This is a genomic window from Myxococcus stipitatus DSM 14675 (assembly GCF_000331735.1).
Lineage (GTDB): Bacteria > Myxococcota > Myxococcia > Myxococcales > Myxococcaceae > Myxococcus > Myxococcus stipitatus.
Genome location: NC_020126.1, coordinates 5,494,247 through 5,510,069, shown reverse-complemented (window position 1 = coordinate 5,510,069; position 15,823 = coordinate 5,494,247). Strand labels below are relative to the sequence as shown.

At 70.9% G+C, this 15,823-nt stretch carries 10 protein-coding genes; all 10 read right to left on the bottom strand.

Annotation, left to right across the window (positions count from 1 at the left end; translation table 11 throughout):
- Nucleotides 1-25: 25 nt before the first annotated feature.
- The 10 genes from MYSTI_RS21365 to dhbC all read right to left on the bottom strand — a co-directional run bounded on the left by MYSTI_RS21365 (nt 26) and on the right by dhbC (nt 15,738).
- The gene (locus tag MYSTI_RS21365; RefSeq protein WP_015349873.1) at nt 26-850 is read right to left on the bottom strand and encodes a TonB family protein; all 825 of its coding nucleotides are present in this window, start codon (nt 848-850) and stop codon (nt 26-28) included.
- The gene (locus MYSTI_RS21360) at nt 837-1,271 is read right to left on the bottom strand and encodes an ExbD/TolR family protein (protein ID WP_015349872.1); all 435 of its coding nucleotides are present in this window, start codon (nt 1,269-1,271) and stop codon (nt 837-839) included. Before MYSTI_RS21360 ends, MYSTI_RS21365 begins: the two co-directional genes overlap by 14 nt.
- A gap of 2 nt (nt 1,272-1,273) precedes the next feature.
- Nucleotides 1,274-1,954: a MotA/TolQ/ExbB proton channel family protein gene (locus MYSTI_RS21355; RefSeq protein ID WP_015349871.1), complete on the bottom strand. Its 681-nt coding sequence runs from the start codon at nt 1,952-1,954 to the stop codon at nt 1,274-1,276.
- Between the two features lie 127 nt (nt 1,955-2,081).
- Nucleotides 2,082-3,305: a DUF4374 domain-containing protein gene (locus MYSTI_RS21350; RefSeq protein ID WP_015349870.1), complete on the bottom strand. Its 1,224-nt coding sequence runs from the start codon at nt 3,303-3,305 to the stop codon at nt 2,082-2,084.
- 56 nt (nt 3,306-3,361) lie between these two features.
- A complete protein-coding gene (gene mxcH / locus MYSTI_RS21345) occupies nt 3,362-5,977 on the bottom strand; it encodes a TonB-dependent siderophore myxochelin receptor MxcH (RefSeq protein WP_233277916.1) in 2,616 nt (871 codons plus the stop codon).
- Nucleotides 5,978-6,037: 60 nt separating this feature from the next.
- On the bottom strand, nt 6,038-7,414 hold the full coding sequence (locus tag MYSTI_RS21340) for a class II 3-deoxy-7-phosphoheptulonate synthase (protein WP_086009852.1): 1,377 nt from the start codon (nt 7,412-7,414) through the stop codon (nt 6,038-6,040).
- A complete protein-coding gene (gene mxcG / locus MYSTI_RS21335; protein ID WP_015349867.1) occupies nt 7,411-11,877 on the bottom strand; it encodes a myxochelin non-ribosomal peptide synthetase MxcG in 4,467 nt (1,488 codons plus the stop codon). The genes MYSTI_RS21340 and mxcG overlap by 4 nt, the downstream gene beginning before the upstream one ends.
- Before the next feature lie 34 nt (nt 11,878-11,911).
- A complete protein-coding gene (locus MYSTI_RS21330; protein WP_015349866.1) occupies nt 11,912-12,847 on the bottom strand; it encodes an isochorismatase family protein in 936 nt (311 codons plus the stop codon).
- Between the two features lie 36 nt (nt 12,848-12,883).
- A complete protein-coding gene (locus tag MYSTI_RS21325) occupies nt 12,884-14,509 on the bottom strand; it encodes a (2,3-dihydroxybenzoyl)adenylate synthase (protein WP_015349865.1) in 1,626 nt (541 codons plus the stop codon).
- Nucleotides 14,506-15,738 (bottom strand): isochorismate synthase DhbC, encoded by a 1,233-nt coding sequence (gene dhbC, locus MYSTI_RS21320; RefSeq protein WP_015349864.1) that lies wholly within the window; start codon nt 15,736-15,738, stop codon nt 14,506-14,508. The genes MYSTI_RS21325 and dhbC overlap by 4 nt, the downstream gene beginning before the upstream one ends.
- Nucleotides 15,739-15,823: the final 85 nt, after the last annotated feature.

Sequence of the window (15,823 nt, the reverse complement as noted above, 5' to 3'; positions counted from 1 at the left end):
CTCCAGACGGCGGGCGCGAGACGCGCTAGGGGCGGACGAACCGCACCCGGATCGGGGGAGAGACCGCGGCGACAGGATGCCCCTCGCGGTCCAGCGCGGTGTCGAAGCGCGCCTTGCGCGCACACCCGAGCGCGGCCTGCCCGAAGCCGTGCCCCGGGTCCGACACGAGCTCGGTCGACGTCACTTCACCCTCGACGTCCACGGCGACGCGCAGCACCACCGTCTGGTTGTCGATGCGCAGCGCATCGGCTTCCTTCGGCCACGGGCAGCTCCAGTTGCGAGCGGAGAGCTGGATGGCGCGGGCCTGGCTGCCTCCCGTGCCCACGCCTTCGGTGTCGCCGCTGGCCACGGTGTTGACCGCCGTCGTCGAGCGGCCCGTCGACGCCGTCACGCCGCCCGCGTACTTGGGCGCGTTGCCGCTGGCCATGTCGAAGTCGGTGAAGTCGAGCGGCGCGGCGGTCTCCTTCGCGGCGACCACCGCCCCCGCCTGCGCCGGCTCCACGGGCGTGGGGCGTGAGGACTCGCGGGGCGCGGGGCTCGGTGTCTTCACGCGAGGCGTCGGCGGGTCCGCCCGGGCGACGCGCTGGGGCTGAGGCGGTGGCGGTGGCGGGGGTGGATTCAGGTCCACCTCGTGGTCGACGCGAATCACCTGCTTGCGCACGGCGACCTGCGGCGTGGCGGACTGCCCCTGGCGCCAGGCCTGATACGCCAGCACGCCCGCGACCCCATGCAGCGACGCGGTGACGGCGACGGCCCACCAGAGGGCGTAGCGCCGTTGGGGCGGAGGCGGGCCCAGGACGATGCCCGCGATGCTCGACTCGGGGTGAGGTGAGGGCTCAGGGCGTGACACGCGTGCCCTCCTCGATGGGCGCGGGTCGCACCGTTCCGAAGGCGACGCGCGTGAGGCCCGCCTCCTTGAGCGCATCCAGCACCGCGATGACGCGCCGGTGGGGGACGGCGCCATCCGCCTGGATGACCGCGCGCAGCTCGGGGTCCTTCACCAGCGCCTGCCTCGCGCTGTCTTGAAGGACCTGGTCCGTTGTCGCCTCGCCGTTCACCAGGAGCTCACCGGCGGGCGTGATGGAGACCGCGAACACCGTCTGCACGTCCTCGCTCTGCGAGGCCTTGGGCAGGTCCAGGGGGACGGCGGGGCTGTCCACCAGTCGCGCGGTGACCATGAAGATGATGAGCAGCACCAGCATGATGTCCACGAGCGGCGTGACGTTGATGCCCTCGATGAGGCCGCCGCGGGGCGTGGTTCCTCCGGCCATGGTCAGGCGCCTCCCTTGGGCGTCGCGGCCTGCTCGCGCGCGGAGACGTAGGCCAGCACCAGGTTGGTCAGCGCCTCCGCGTCCGAGAGGATGCTGGCGATGCGCCGCTGGAAGTAGTTGTAGGCGGCGACGGCGGGGAGGGCGACGCCGATGCCGACGGCGGTGGCGACCAGCGCCTCCGCGATGCTGCCCATCACCAGGTTGGAGGCGACCTGACTGGCCCCGCTCACGGGCGAGCCCTTCGTCTGGCTCAGCGCCTCGAACGCGAGCAGCACGCCGATGACCGTTCCGAACAGGCCGATGAACGGCGCGTTGTTCCCCAGCGTGCCCAGGAAGGCGAGCCGGTTCTCGAGCGTGGAGCGCTCGATGGCGAGCGCGCTCTGCATGCCCTTCTCCGCGGCCGTCATGCCCTGGGGGGCCAGCCGCAGGCCCGCGCGAGCCACCGAGGCGCCCACCGACGTGCGCTTCTCCAGCTTGGAGATGGCCGCGGGGAAGTCGCCGCTCGCCAGCGTCTCCTCGAGCGCGCCGGACAGCTCCCGGATGCGGTCCTGCTTGGTGCGGAAGACGAGCCAGCGCTCCACGATGACGCCGATGCTCACCAGGGACAGCGCGAACAGGAGCCAGAGCACCCAGTTCGCGCCCCACTTCACGAAGACATCCTTGACGATTTCGACGATGTGCATGGTTGGGTTTCCCGGGAGGCAGGGACGCCGCACGTCAGGGACGCCGCGGTGGGTGGGGCGCTCCGGAAGGCGCCGGACGCGGTGAGCCGCGCGCGGCGCCTTCGGGAGGTGACTGCGGTGGTGAGGCTCAGCGCAGCTGCAGGAAGGAGAACACCAGCCCCTGCGTGGTGAAGACGAGCTTGCCGCTCTTGTCGGTCAGCTCGCGGACGTTCGTCGTCGACGAGTTGTTGGTGAACTCGGTGAAGAGGACGCGGTTGTCGGCGTCGTAGAGGAACGTGCTGCCCGTGCTGGCCGGCAGGGTGGAGACCTCGGTCGCGGCGAGCGTGGCCAGGTTGAGCTGCCAGAACTTCCAGGCCGGGGCGCTGGCCATCGCGCGGGGGTGCATGCCCTCACGCAGGGAGGAGTGCGTCTCATCCAGCACGCGCAGGTAGGCGCTGCCGGACGGGCCGGGCAGCAGCGAGCCCGTGGGCTTGCCGTTGGTCAGCGCGCCCAGCGACCGGCGGAAGTCCTTGTCGAACGTCTGGGCCTGCGCGTCGAAGCGCAGCAGGCACGGCTCCGGCGCGGCGGACGCGCCCGCGGTGCGGAACACGGCGGCGCCATACGCCTCGGTCGCCAGGTAGACCTGACCATCCGGGCCGACGACGCCGTCGCGTACGTAGCCGCAGCGGTCATCGGTGACCAGGGTGATGGAGTCGTTCTCCGGGTTCACCACGATGACGCCGGCCTTCGAGGTGATGCCCACGCTGGAGCTCGGGCGCCAGCCCACGGGGATGAGGATCTTGTTCGCCGCGCGAACCGGCAGCGACGCGAACGTGCTGACCGAGCCCGCGATGGTGAGCCCGGGGAGCTGAACGGCGTTGGTCACTTCCATCGTCGTGGGGTTCCACACGATGACCTGCGCGGTGCGGCCGTCGACGTAGTACGCCTTCGTCGCCGAGGCGAACTGGAACTGGTGCTGGTACTCGCCGATGGAGCTGACGCCGCGGCCGGAGAAGCTCACCTCGCCGTCCTGCACGAGCTTCCCGTCGTCGGTCAGCTTGTAGCGCGTCACGATGGCGCCCTCGCTGCCCGCCACGTACAGGTGGCCGGACTTCGCGATGCCGGCGCCCAGCGCGCGGCCGGGAATCTCGGTGGCGTTCTCCAGCGACAGCGTCTCGGTCTGGTCGACCTTGTCCAGCAGGACGACGTAGCTCTGCGTCTCGTCGGTCGTGCTCACCTGGGTGATGGCGGCATAGACGGCGCCGTCGCCAACGCCCTTGCCGTCCTTGTCGTCGCCGCAGCCGGAGAACAGGCCCAGCGCGAGCGCCGCCGCGGTGAGGCGTGGGAGGGAGAAGAGTGAAGCAGTCTTCATGGAGAGAGTCCTTTCAGGACATCAGCGAGGAATGACAAGACAGATGCGGGGGTGACTCAGAGCTCCGCGACCACCTTCGCGGAGACACTTCTCCCGGGACGCTGCACCCCCATGAAGTCCATGGCGGTGGCGTCGGTGAGGTTCTGCACGTCGACCGTCCAGCTCAGGGTCGCGCGCGCGGGCCGGGTGACATACGTGAGGGCCAGCGAGTGAAGGAGCTGGGCCTCGATGTTCTGCTTCGAGCCCTGGGCCCCCAGCTTCTCCCACCCTCTGTAGAACGCGTGGATGTAGCGGGTGTTCCAGGTCAATGACAGCTCATCGCGCGACGACGCCAGGCCACTCCACTGGAGCCGGGCGCTCCCGTTGGCGAGCAGGGCGGGGCGGTTGGGGATGCGCTGGCCGTCGAAGGTGCCGAAGGCGCCCTCGCCGGAGGCATTGCGGATGTCCTGCCACGTGACGTTCCCGTCGAGCGACAGGAGCTGCGCGGGCGACGTCCAGCCCACCGCGCCCATGGCGCCCAGGCTGCGCGCCGCGAAGACGTTCTGGTAGGTGAAGTAGCCCTCGCGCCCCAGCGGGATGATGAGCTGGTCGGTGAAGCGGGCGAAGCCCATCACGCTGCCCCGGAAGGCCCCCCTCGCCGTCTCGCGCGTGTCGAGCGCCAGCTCCAGGTTGAGGTTGTGGCTGGTCTCCGGCTTCAGGTCCAGGTTGGTGTCGATGAGGATGCCGTCGCCGAAGATTTCATCCGGCCGGGGCAGGCGCGTGGCCCACTCGTAGGCGGCCTTCGCGGTGAGCTGGGACGACAGGCGGTAGCGCAGCGAGTCGCCGACCCCGAAGGTGAAGGTGTCCCGGTCCGCCGGGGCGAAGGTGTTGTCGGGCAGGAGCCGGTCCGCGCGGGCCAGCTGCGTGTAGCTCTTGGCGAAGACGATGTTCTCCAGCCGCTCGTCCAGCGCGTCCAGCTCATGCTCCAGGCCGACGACCTGCGAGTAGAGGCTGCGCCGCGCGGTGAGTGGGTCGACCTTGCTGAGCGCGGTGAGCGCCCGGTCTTCACCGTCCCGGCTCACGAAGGTGGGCGCCACCGTCAGGCGCAGCATCTGCTGGGGGGCCAGGCTCCAGCCCAGGTTGAGCCGCGCGAAGCCGGTGTGCTGGCTCACGTGCCGGTCGATGGCCCGGTCCTCCAGCTCCCCGGGCTGCGGGAGGTCGGCGACGCACTTGCCGAACCAGTCGTATGCACACGTCCCCAGGTCCGTGAGGCGCGCGCGCCGGAAGACATAGCCCCCCACCGCGTCCACGACGATGCCGCTGGCGTAGGTCTGCTCGAAGCGGAGCGTGGCGCCGCCGGAGCTGTTGGCCGAGTCGACCTCGCCGTAGGCCGTCTTCATTGTCGTGTCGTGTTGAATCTCCTGGCTGGAGGTGGACGCGTAGGCCCGGAGGAGGAGCCTGCGGGCCCAGGGCCGGTTGACGAAGCCCACCTCGAGTCCTCCGCCTCCCGCGCGGAACGCGTCGTGGAAGCGCGGCAGGCGCGTCTCGAGCACCCGCCCGGAGGCGTCTCCCACCTTGACGTCGACGGCGTAGTTGTTGGGGCTGGAGTCGAAGAAGCCGCTGGCGCGCAGCAGGAGGCCCGTGGCGCCGGAGACGTGCTGCGCGCTGGCCGTCACCCGGTGCGTCTCGAACGAGCCGATCTCGTAGGACGCGGAGGCGCGTGAGCCCTCCACGTTCTCCGGCGTGACGATCTGCACCGCGCCGCCCAGCGCATCCGCGCCGAAGCGCACGGGCACCACGCCCTGGTACAGCTCCAGGCGCTGGACGAGGTTGACGGGGACGTTCGCGAAGTCCGGGCCGAAGCCCGCGAGCTCCAGCGGCACGCCGTCGATGAAGAAGCGGACCTGGTCATCCGCGAGCCCCGCGAGGGAGAAGCGCGCGCGGCTGCCCAGTCCTCCGGCGCGGCGGACCCCCACGCCCTCGGTCCGGGAGAGGGCCTGACCCATGTCCACGGCCTCGCGCTGGAGGCTCTCCGTCTCGATGACCTTCACCGCTTCGGCGGAGCGGCGCCGGCGCTCGGCGGCGGACTCTCCGGCGACGGTGACGTCGATGGCCTCCATGCTCGCATCGGCCGCGGGCTGCCGGGGCTCGGTGTCGACAGGGGCAGGGGCTTCCACCGGAGCGACGGGCGCGGTCGCGACGACGGGCGGCTCGGCCGGCGCAGGCACGGGCGCTTCGGCGGGAAGGCGAAACTCGTAGCTGTAGGCGATGCGCGAGGGGACCGCGACGCCGTCGCGCTGCGCCGGCTCGAAGCGGAAGCGCAGCGCCGCCTCTCGCGCCGCCTCGTCGAAGCCGTGCCCCTGGGGCTCCAGGACCTCCGCCTCCGTGACGGTGCCCTGGGCGTCCAGCGTCAGCTTCAGGCGCACCGTGGCCTCCTGCCGGGCCTTCTCCGCCTCGGCCGGGTAGGTCGCCTCGACGAACGTCACCAGCTTGGGCGGAACGATGGAGGGGGCCGCGGGCGGCGCGGACTCCGGGACGGACGTCGGTGCCACGGACGGCGGCGGACCTTCGCCCGCCTCCTGCGCCAGGGCGGGAGCCCCGACGGTCAGCCACGCCAGCAGCGCCACGCCCCGCCGCGCCCGACCCAGTCCGAGGCTCCAGCGAGCCAGGGGGATTATGAAAATGGTTTTCATTTTCATTTGCGGAGTGCGTGTATTCCTTGGCCTACAGGCTGTCAAGGATTGATGGGTGTCCTAGGCCGCCCTGGCACGGGGGCTTTTCAGGGCGTGCAGTTTCTCTGCGACGAGGAAGGAAAGCTGGAGTGCCTGGTCCGCGTTGAGGCGCGGGTCGCAATGTGTGTGATAGCGGCTGGAAAGGTCGTCCTCGGTGACGGCGCGAGGGCCGCCCAGGCACTCGGTGACGTTCTGGCCCGTCATCTCCAGGTGGATGCCGCCCGGGTGGACGCCCTCGGCGGAGGCGACCTGGAGGAAGCCTTTCACCTCGGAGAGGACCCGGTCGAAGGCGCGCGTCTTGTAGCCGTTGCTGGCCTTGTGGGTGTTGCCGTGCATCGGGTCGATGGACCAGATGACGGGGCGGCCGTCCTGGCGCGTGGCGGCCATCAGGCGTGGGAGGCAATCGGCGACCTTGTCCGCGCCGAAGCGGCCGATGAGGGTGAGGCGGCCTGGGAGGCCCTCCGGGTTGAGCACGTCCATCAGGCGCAGCAGGTCATCCGGCTCCATCGTGGGGCCGCACTTGACGCCAATGGGGTTACGGAGACCTCGCATGAACTCCACGTGCCCGCCGTCGAGCTGGCGGGTGCGCTCGCCAATCCAGAGCATGTGGGCGGAGGCGTCGTACCAGTGGTTCGTCGAGGGCTCCTGGCGCGTGAGGGCTTCCTCGAAGTTGAGGAGGAGCGCTTCATGGCTGGTGAAGAGCTCCACGGTGGGCGGGGCGGGGGTGTGGTCGGGGGCGGGGCACAGCGCGCTCATGAAGCAGAGCGACTCGAAGATGGAGTCCGCGAGCTTGCGGTAGGGCTCTCCCTGGGGAGAGGCCGCGACGAAGTCGAGCGTCCAGCGGTGGAGGTTGCAGAGGTCCTCGTAACCGCCTCCGGAGTAGGCCCGCAGCAGGTTCAGCGTGGCGGAGGACTGGTGGTAGGCCTTGAGCAGGCGCTTCGGGTCGGGCGTGCGCTCGGCCGCGTCGAAGTCCATGCCGTTGATGATGTCGCCCCGGTACGCGGGGAGGGTGACGCCGTCGAGCGTCTCCACGGGACTGGAGCGCGGCTTGGCGAACTGCCCCGCGATGCGGCCCACCTTCACCACCGGCCGGCCCCCCGCGAAGGTGAGCACGATGGCCATCTGGAGGATGAGGCGGAACGTGTCGCGGATGTTGTCGGTGGTGAACTCCTTGAAGCTCTCCGCGCAGTCTCCGCCTTGGAGGAGGAAGGCCTTGCCCTGGGAGACCTGGGCGAGCGCGGCGGTGAGGCGTCGGGTCTCCGCGGGGTGGACGAGGGGAGGGAGCTTGGACAGCTCGGACTCGACACGGGTGAGGGCGCGCAGGTCCGGATAGTCATCCGGCATGTACTTCACGGGCTTCTCGCGCCACGTGCGGGGGGTCCAGGTTCGATTCATCACGGGGTGGCCGTTTCCAAGGAAGCGCCAGGCGTCGGCGGAAGGAGTCCGCGGGCGACGCAGGTGTTGAGGTATCGGAAGAAGAGGTCGCGATTCGCCTGGGGACAGGTGATGCCGGTGCCCTCCAGGGACTGGTGCAGGCGTTGACAGCGCACGGGGCCGAGTCCGAAGGCGGGCTCCGAGTCGCCGGAGCGCAGGTCGAAGAAGGCCAGCGTGGTGGTGTTGTCGGCGGTGCCCGCGCGCTCCGCCACGCGTGCGCGCCACTCGGGGATGGGGGCCATCTCCACGGGGTAGCCGTACTCGCGGACCCAGCGGAACAGCTCCGGCAGCCGGACATCCGGCACGGGCGTCAGGTTGAACACGGTGCCCGGCGTGGCGCGGCGGGAGAGGGCGACGATGGCCTGGGCCACGTAGTCCACGGGGGTCCACGTCTCGCCGACGTCCAGCATCGGCAGCGAGCCGGAGGGGACTCCCGCGAGCAGGATGCGCCAGACGAGGTCCTGGGGATTGACGAGCGCGGTGTCGCTGGCGCCGACGACGCGGCCCAGGCGGTAGACGGCGACGGGCAGGCCGCGCTCGGAGGCTTGTTGGACCAGGCGCTCCGCGACCCACTTGCTCTGCTGATAGCCGTCACGCAGGCCCGGGTGGGCGGGGACGAAGTCCTCGGGGACCTCCGGGCTCACGTTCGCCTGGGGCGCGACGGCGAGCGTGGACACGTAGTGGAAGGGCTTGAGGCGAGCGGTGGCCGCCAGCCGCAGCAGCTCGCGAGTGCCCTGGACGTTGACGGCCTGGACGCTGCCGTACTCCCGGACGACGCTCACCACCGCCGCGTTGTGGAGGACGACGTCGCACTCCGCGGCCAGTCCGTGGAAGCGCGCCTTGTCGAGCCCGAGCCACGGCTTCGTGAGGTCCGACGGGAGGGCGACGACGCGGGTGGAGAGTCCCTCGGTGGAGAGCTGTTGTGACGTCAGGGCGGCGCGGATGCGCTCCAGGGCCTGGGCTTCGTCGCGGGCTCGGACGAGGCAGACCACGCGGGCTTGGGTCTGGCGCAGGAGTTGGTCGAGCAGGTGCGCGCCGACGAACCCGGTGGCGCCGGTGAGGAGCGCCTGGCGAGGGGCCGGGAAGAGTGACTCGAAGCTCGTGGTCGGAGGGGTGTGACTTGATTTGGGAACGATCTCTTCGGACAGCTCGGCGTCGGCGAGCATCGCGGGGTTCGGGCCCGAAGGGCTGGTGCTCGCGGCGTCTCCGTGTTCGAGCGCTTGGGCGAGGGCGGCGGCCGTGGGGTAGCGGAACACGGTGGCGACGGGGACCTCACGTCCCAGGGCGATGCCGAGGCGGTTGGCCACCTGGATGCTCTGGAGGGACTGACCGCCTCGGTCGAAGAAGTCGTCCTGCGGGGTGAGGTCCGTTGCGCCGAGGACCTCTTCCCAGATGCCCAGCACCACGCGCTCCAGCTCGGTGGTGTTCTGGTCGGTGGAGGAGGCCCGCTCGACGGGCGCGGCCTTGCGCAGGGCCGTGCGGTCAATCTTCCCCGTGCTGGTGCGAGGCAGGTGTTCGGTGAAGACGATGGCGCTCGGCACCATGGGCGCGGGGAGGTGCGCGAGCAGGTGTTTGCGCAGGTCGGCGGCGGAGGGAATGGGAGCCTCCGCGACGACGTGTGCGCACAGGCGGCGGGAGCCACCGGGAAGCTGCTGGCCGACGACCGCGGCCTCGCGCACGCCTGGGTGGCCGAGCAGCACGGTCTCCACCTCGGAGGGGTCGATGCGGTGTCCGCTGATCTTCAGCTCGTCGTCCACGCGGCCGACGAACACGAGCTGGCCGTCCTCCCGCATCCGGGCCTTGTCGCCGGTGCGGTAGGCGCGTGGCTGGTCAGGCAGCGCGCTCAGCGAGATGAAGCGGGCCCGGTCCAGCTCCGGGCGTCCGAGATAGCCACGCGCGAGGGCTCCGCCCAGCAGGCAGAGTTCGCCTTCGGCGCCCTTGGCGACGAGTCGCCCCTGTGCGTCGATGAGCGCGGCGCGAACGCCGGGGAGCGGCAAGCCGATGGGGACCTCGTCCTCGGCGCCCTTGGAGACGACGCGGGCCGGCGTGTCGCTCTCCCCGAGCGAGGCCATGGTCGCGACGACCGTGGCCTCCGTGGGGCCATAGGTGTTGAGGAGACGGACGCCAGCGCGCACGGAGGCGCGCCAGCGTGCGACGCGCTCGGGGAGCGCGGCCTCGCCTCCGATGATGACGATTCGCACGGAGTCGGGCAGCCGCGCGGCCTCCGTGGACACGGCGTAGGCCAGCTCGTGCCAGAACGCCGTGGGCAGGTCCAACACCGTGATGCCTTGTGCCGTGCAGGCTTCGAGGAGCCGAGGCACGGACTGGAGCATCTCGTCCGTGCGCAGCACCAGGCGCGCGCCTGCGCACAGCGTCAGGAAGATCTCCTCGACGCTCGCGTCGAAGTGCAGCGGCGCGAACTGGAGGACGCGGTCCTCGCGATGGAGGCCATAGCGATGCGTCGCCCCCGCGACGAAGTGGGCAAGCGCGCCATGGGTGATCTGCACACCGTTGGGCTGCCCCGTCGAGCCGGACGTGTAGATGACATACGCGAGCCGCTCGCCATCGGTGCGCGAGGCGTCGAAGGCGGAGGCTGGCACAACCGCGGGCTGCTCGATGGCCGGGCGTCCCTCGGACTGGGGGTGGGTGTCCGTACCCGAGACATCGTGAGCGGGAGCTGACACGGCCGCACGCCGCTCGATGGCCAGGTGCCCCACGGGCCGGGGGCTGGCAGCGGTGCCTGAAGCGGGCACGACCATCAGCGAAGGCGCCGCATCCTCGAGGATGGCCGCCGCGCGGGACTCGGGCCCGTTCGGGTCCAGCGGGAGATAGCCCGCTCCAGAAAGGAGGATGCCCAGGGACGCGACCACCGCATCGAGTCCTCGCGGCACCTTCACCGCCACCGGCGTGTCGGCGCGGACCCCCTCGGTCACGAGACGCGCCGCGAGCTCCCGCGCCCGCTGCCACAGCTCCTGGTAGGTCAGCCGATGCGCACCGTGCTCCACCGCGACCGACTCCGGCTGCTCACGGACACGCTGCTGAATCAGCGTCAGGACGGGGTGCGCGGGCCCGGGCAGCGGGCCTCCGTCGAGGAGCGACAGCTCCAAGGTGCGCCCGTCGCCGTCCGTCGCCGCCGAGCCGTGGACCGGCTGCTCCGGCGCCGCGAGCCACGTGTCGAGCCGCTCGAGGAAGTCCTGCTGGTGCGCATCCACCGCCGACGCGTCGTAGCAGACCGGATTGGCATCGAAGTCGACGCGCAGGCCGCCGCCATCGGAGCGGGCATAGACCCCGATGGAGAGGTCCTCCACCGGACCCGCCGAGATGTTGTGCGCGATGCTCGTCAACCCCGAGAAGCGCAGCCCGTAGTCGAACGGCATGATGTTGACGACGGGGCCGAACAGCTTGCGCTGTCCACCGACCCGCCGCAGGTCGCGACGAAGCTGCTCGTAGCGGTAGCGCAGGTGCGGCCTGGAGGAGCGCAGCTCCAACGCGATGTTCCGCGCCAGCGACGCCAGCGTGGCGCCGGGCGCGACGGGGACTCGCAGCGGCACGATGTTCATCGCCATGCAGGGCACCCGCAGCGAGACCGACCCCAGGCGCGTCATCACCGGCAAGCCGAGCACCACCTCCGGAGCATCCGTGCGCAGGTGGATCCACGCCGCCGCGGCGGCCAGCACCAGGTCCGGCCAGGTGAGGCCCAACGGACGCGCGACCCCCTGCATCCGCTCGACCTGGACGGATGTGAGCTGCCGCGTCGCGCGCACGAACGCCGGAGACATCGGAGCCGGAGGTGCCAGCGTCACCGGCAGCGGGGACTCCGTGAGTCGGTCGACCCAGAAGGCCCGGTCCTGCTCGAACTGCGGACTGGCACGGTAGGCCGCATCCTCATCGAGCACCGGCCGCAAGGGCGCGAGGCTCGCGGGCGCTGGCCGGCCCGTGACTCGCGCGGTGTAGAGCTCCGCCACCCGTCGCGCGAGGAGGGAGAAGCCATAGCCATCCATCGCGATGTGATGGACGCGCTGGAACCAGAAGTGCCGCTCGGGGCCCGCTCTGAAGAGGACCTCCGCGAACAGCGGACCTCGAGTGAGGTCCACGGTGCGCTTCAGGTCTTCATTCATCCACGCCCGCGCCGCGACCCACGGGTCGGCCGCCGTGCTCACGTCGACCTGCTGGAGCACCCACTCCACCCGAGGGCTGACCCATTGCACCGGGCCACCTTCCGAGGTCTCGAAGCGCGCATGGAGCGCCTCCGCCTCGTCGACCGTCTGTCGGACGGCCGCCTCGAAGTGCTCGGCGACGAGCGAGCCTCGAAGCTCGATGCACTCGCCGGCATTGTAGATGGGGCTCGCGAGGTCGAGCTGCTGGCCGACCCAGATACCGTGCTGCGCCGCGGAGAGCGGCCATCGTGCGTCGTGTGAGTCGGGCATCGCCAGGTCCTTCATGAGGGCATGGAACGAACCACTAAGCCTGTCGCTGGAGCGCGACCTGGGCGGTGCTCGCGGCGAGCGGAGGCAGCATCTGCGCGCCGAGAATCGCGTACCACTCCGTGAGCGTGGGCCGCTCCGCCAGCTCCACGAAGGTGACCTCCGCGCCCGCGTTCCTCCACCGCTCCACCAGGCTCATCAGCCGGATGGAGTCCATGCCGCGCTCGAGCAGGTTCTCGTTCTCCCCCAGCTCCATCAGGGAGACCTGGAGCAGCTCCGCGACGTCCGCGCGGACCTGGTGGCTGCTCAGTCCGGAGGAGGTGCTCGTGGAGGCCACGGGCCCCAGCGCGGAGATGACCTGGTGCGCGGTGGTGGTGACGGCGCAGAGCTGCGCCGCGTAGCTCAGCGCGAGCTGGTGGTGCGCGAGGGAGAAGTCCCCCAGTGCGTCCGCGACGAGGAAGGGCTGGATGTTGCTCATGAACCCATCGCTGGCCGTCTGGAGGCAGCCGATGTGCGCGTAGATGCCGCAGATGATGAGCTGGTCCTTGCCCTTCTCGCGCATCGTCTCCAGCAGGTTCGTGCGGCGGAACGCGCTGTAGGTCCACTTGGTGAGCTGGATGTCGCCGTCGCTCGGGGTGAGCGCGTCGATGATCTGCTTCTGGAGCGGGCCCCCGTTGATGCCGCCGCCCCAGAAGTCGAGCAGCAGGCCGCGCTGCTCCGGCGTCTGGCCGCCCGGCTGCGCGGAGAACACCACGGGGATGCCGAGCGAGGCGCAGTGCCGCCGCAGCTGCTGGATGTTGGAGACCAGCTCGGTGACGGGCGAGGCGCCCGCGGTGAACGCCTCCACGAAGTAGCGCTGCATGTCGTGGATGAGCAGCACCGCGCGCTTGGGGTCGGGCGTCCAGGCGACCTTGTTCTTCGGCAGGTCGGCGACGCCGGGCATCGGGTAGGGGGTGATGGCGGGAAGCGCCATGGGGCAAGTCCTTGGGTGGAGCGAGAAGGGGAGAGGTCAGCGGGTGACGGCGGGGCGGACGAGCGCCTCGCGCAGGGCTTTCTTGCTGACCTTGCCGACGCCGGTCTTCGGGAACGTGTCGACGAACTCGACCCGGTCCGGAATCTTGAACGCGGCCAGGCCTCGCTCCCGCAGGAACGAGGTCAGCGAAGTGGTGGGAGGCGGAGTCCCTCGCGCGATGACGAAGGCGCACGTGCGCTCGCCGAGGAAGGCATCGGGCATGGAGACGACGGCGGCGTCATGGACCATGGGGTGGGCCAGGAGGTGGTTCTCGATCTCCTCCGCCGCCACCTTGTCGCCGCCGCGGTTGATCTGGTCCTTCGCGCGGCCCTCCACCACCAGGTACCCGTCCGCCGTCATCCGCACCAGGTCGCCGGTGCCGTAGAAGCCGTCGGCCGTGAAGGCCCGCGCGTTGTGGGTCTCCGCCTTGTAGTAGCCGCGAATCGTGTAGGGCCCGCGCGTGAAGAGCTGGCCCGTCTGGCCCACCTCCACGTCCTGGCCGTCCTCGTCGACGATGCGGACCTCGTCGTCGGCGCAGATGGGGCGGCCCTGGGTGTGGATGATGCGCTCCTCGGAGTCATCCAGGCGCGTGTAGTTCACCAGGCCCTCCGCCATGCCGAAGACCTGCTGGAGCGTGCAGCCCAGCGCCGGCTTCACGCGCGCGGCGGCCTCCGCGCTCAGCTTCGCGCCGCCCACCTGGAGCACCTTCAGGCTGGACAGGTCGTGCCGGCGCGCCTTGGCCGCGTCCATCCACACCATGGCCAGGGGCGGCACCAGCGCGGTGATGGTGACCTTCTCCCGCGCGATGAGCGGGAAGGCCACGTCCGGGCTCGGGTGAAGGGCCAGCACCGCCGTGCCGCCCGCGTAGAGCGTGCCGAACACGCCGGGCGAGCTCATGGGGAAGTTGTGCGCGGCGGGGAGCGCGCAGAGGTACACGCTCGACGCGTCGAGCTGGCAGATCTCCGCGCTCGCGCGAACGCTGTAGAGATAGTCGTCGTGCGTGCGCGGGATGAGCTTGGGCACACCCGTGCTGCCGCCGGAGAGCTGGAAGAAGGCCACGTCGTCGGGGCGCGGCTCCTCCAGCGCCTCGGGCGTCCGGTAGAGGCTCTCCAGCGAGGTGTACGGCCCCGCGTCGCCCACGACGATGACGTGCTGGAGCGACACCGTCGCCTTCACGCTGGTCGCGAGCGTGCGGTAGTCGAACCCGCCGTGGCGGTCCGCGATGACGTAGGCGACCGCCTCGGTGAACTCGCAGAAGTAGCCGATCTCCGCGCCCCGGTGGGCGGGGAGGGCGAAGACGGGCAGCGCGCCCAGCCGGAAGAGGGCGAAGCAGACCTCATGGAAGGCGGCGACGTTGGGGAGCTGCACCACCACGCGGTCCCGGGCGCGGATGCCCAGGGCCTTGAACCCGGACGCGAGCTGGTCCACCCGCGCGTCCAGCTCGCGGTACGTCCGCCGGTCCTCGCCGGAGACGAGCGCGACGCGGTCGCCGTGGCGCTCCGCCCGCTCGCGCAACATCCGGCCGAAGGTCTCCCCCCGCCAGTAGCCCGCGCGGCGGTAGCGCTCCGCGAAGTCCTCCGGCCACGTGGGGCACCCGGGGAGCCGGGTGTCGGCGGCGCTCACGACTTCACCTCGACGCCCTGGCCCAGGCCCATCGCCTGGAGCATCGTCCGGAACTTCGCCTCGGTCTCCGCCAGCTCCGACTCCGGCTTGGAGCCCGCGACGATTCCCGCGCCCGCGAACAGGCGCAGCGAGTGCTCGTCGGCCTCCGCGCAGCGGATGGTCACCGCCCACTGTCCGTCGCCATTCACGTCGCACCATCCGACCGCGCCCGTGTAGTAGCCGCGCTCAAATGGCTCGATGTCGCCGATGGCCGCGTGGGCCAGCTCCGTCGGATAGCCACACACGGCCGGCGTCGGGTGCATCGCCAGGGCGAGCGTGACGGAGCTGATGCTCGGGTCGCGCAGCTCTCCGACGATGCGGCTGGACAGGTGCCACATCGTCTGCGTGTTCACGAGCGACGGCCCGGCGGGCACGTCCAGGCTCTTGCAGAACGGGCGCAGCGCCTCCGCCACCGCGTCGATGACCACCGCGTGCTCGTGCAGGTCCTTGGGCGACTGGAGCAGCGCGTGGGCCCGCCGCTGGTCCTCCACCGGGTCCGGGCTGCGCGCCGCCGAGCCCGCCAGGGGATTGGCCAGCACCTGCATCCCCGAGCGCGACACGAGCAGCTCCGGGCTCGCGCCAATCAGCGTGCGCCGTCCCTCTCCGGGGAAGGCCGCCCCGCGCGAGGGCAGGTCCACCGCGAAGGTGTAACCGGACGGGTTGCGCCGGGCCAGGTTGTGCAGCAGCCGCTGGAGGTCGATGGGCGCCGTCGCGCTCAGGTGCAGCGCGCGCGACAGCACCACCTTGCGCAGCGGACCGTGCTCCATCAGCTTCAGCGCCTGGGCCACGCCGTCGAGGTAGGCGGAGGGCTCCGGCACCGGCTGCACGGTGTAGCGCGCCGGCTGGGAGGGCAGGGGCATGGCCACGTCGTCGAACACCAGCGGCCCCGCGCGCTGAATCGTCATGGGCACCACGAGCTGCGCGGGCACGCTCCCGTCGAAGGGCACCGCGCCCACCGCCACGGGGATGTCATGGTCCGCCTGCCGCGAGTCGCCCAGCACCGCCGCCACGCGCTCCGGCAGCCGCTCCAGCGAGCTGGCCCCGCCCACGTGCGGCACCGTGGCGAACGTGCCCCGGGCCAACAGCGTGCGGCGCGGCGAGGCGAAGAAGAACGATGAGCCCGCCTCGTAGCTCTCGAGCAACTGCGCGGCCAGCTTCTGGGGTGCCACGGAACGGTCGGTCTGCGTCACGGCGTGACTCCTGCTTTCCACGAATGTTTCGAAACTTTGATTTTGATACGGAGAATCGTTATCAACTTCTGGATGCGCCAAGGCC

Excerpts from the sequence above, each read along its gene's own strand:
- MYSTI_RS21360 (WP_015349872.1), bottom strand. The coding sequence starts at position 1,271 with ATGGCCGGAGGAACCACGCCCCGCGGCGGCCTCATCGAGGGCATCAAC.
- MYSTI_RS21355 (WP_015349871.1), bottom strand. The coding sequence starts at position 1,954 with ATGCACATCGTCGAAATCGTCAAGGATGTCTTCGTGAAGTGGGGCGCG.
- MYSTI_RS21330 (WP_015349866.1), bottom strand. The coding sequence starts at position 12,847 with ATGGCGCTTCCCGCCATCACCCCCTACCCGATGCCCGGCGTCGCCGAC.
- MYSTI_RS21350 (WP_015349870.1), bottom strand. The coding sequence starts at position 3,305 with ATGAAGACTGCTTCACTCTTCTCCCTCCCACGCCTCACCGCGGCGGCG.
- mxcH (WP_233277916.1), bottom strand. The coding sequence starts at position 5,977 with ATGAAAACCATTTTCATAATCCCCCTGGCTCGCTGGAGCCTCGGACTG.
- mxcG (WP_015349867.1), bottom strand. The coding sequence starts at position 11,877 with ATGCCCGACTCACACGACGCACGATGGCCGCTCTCCGCGGCGCAGCAC.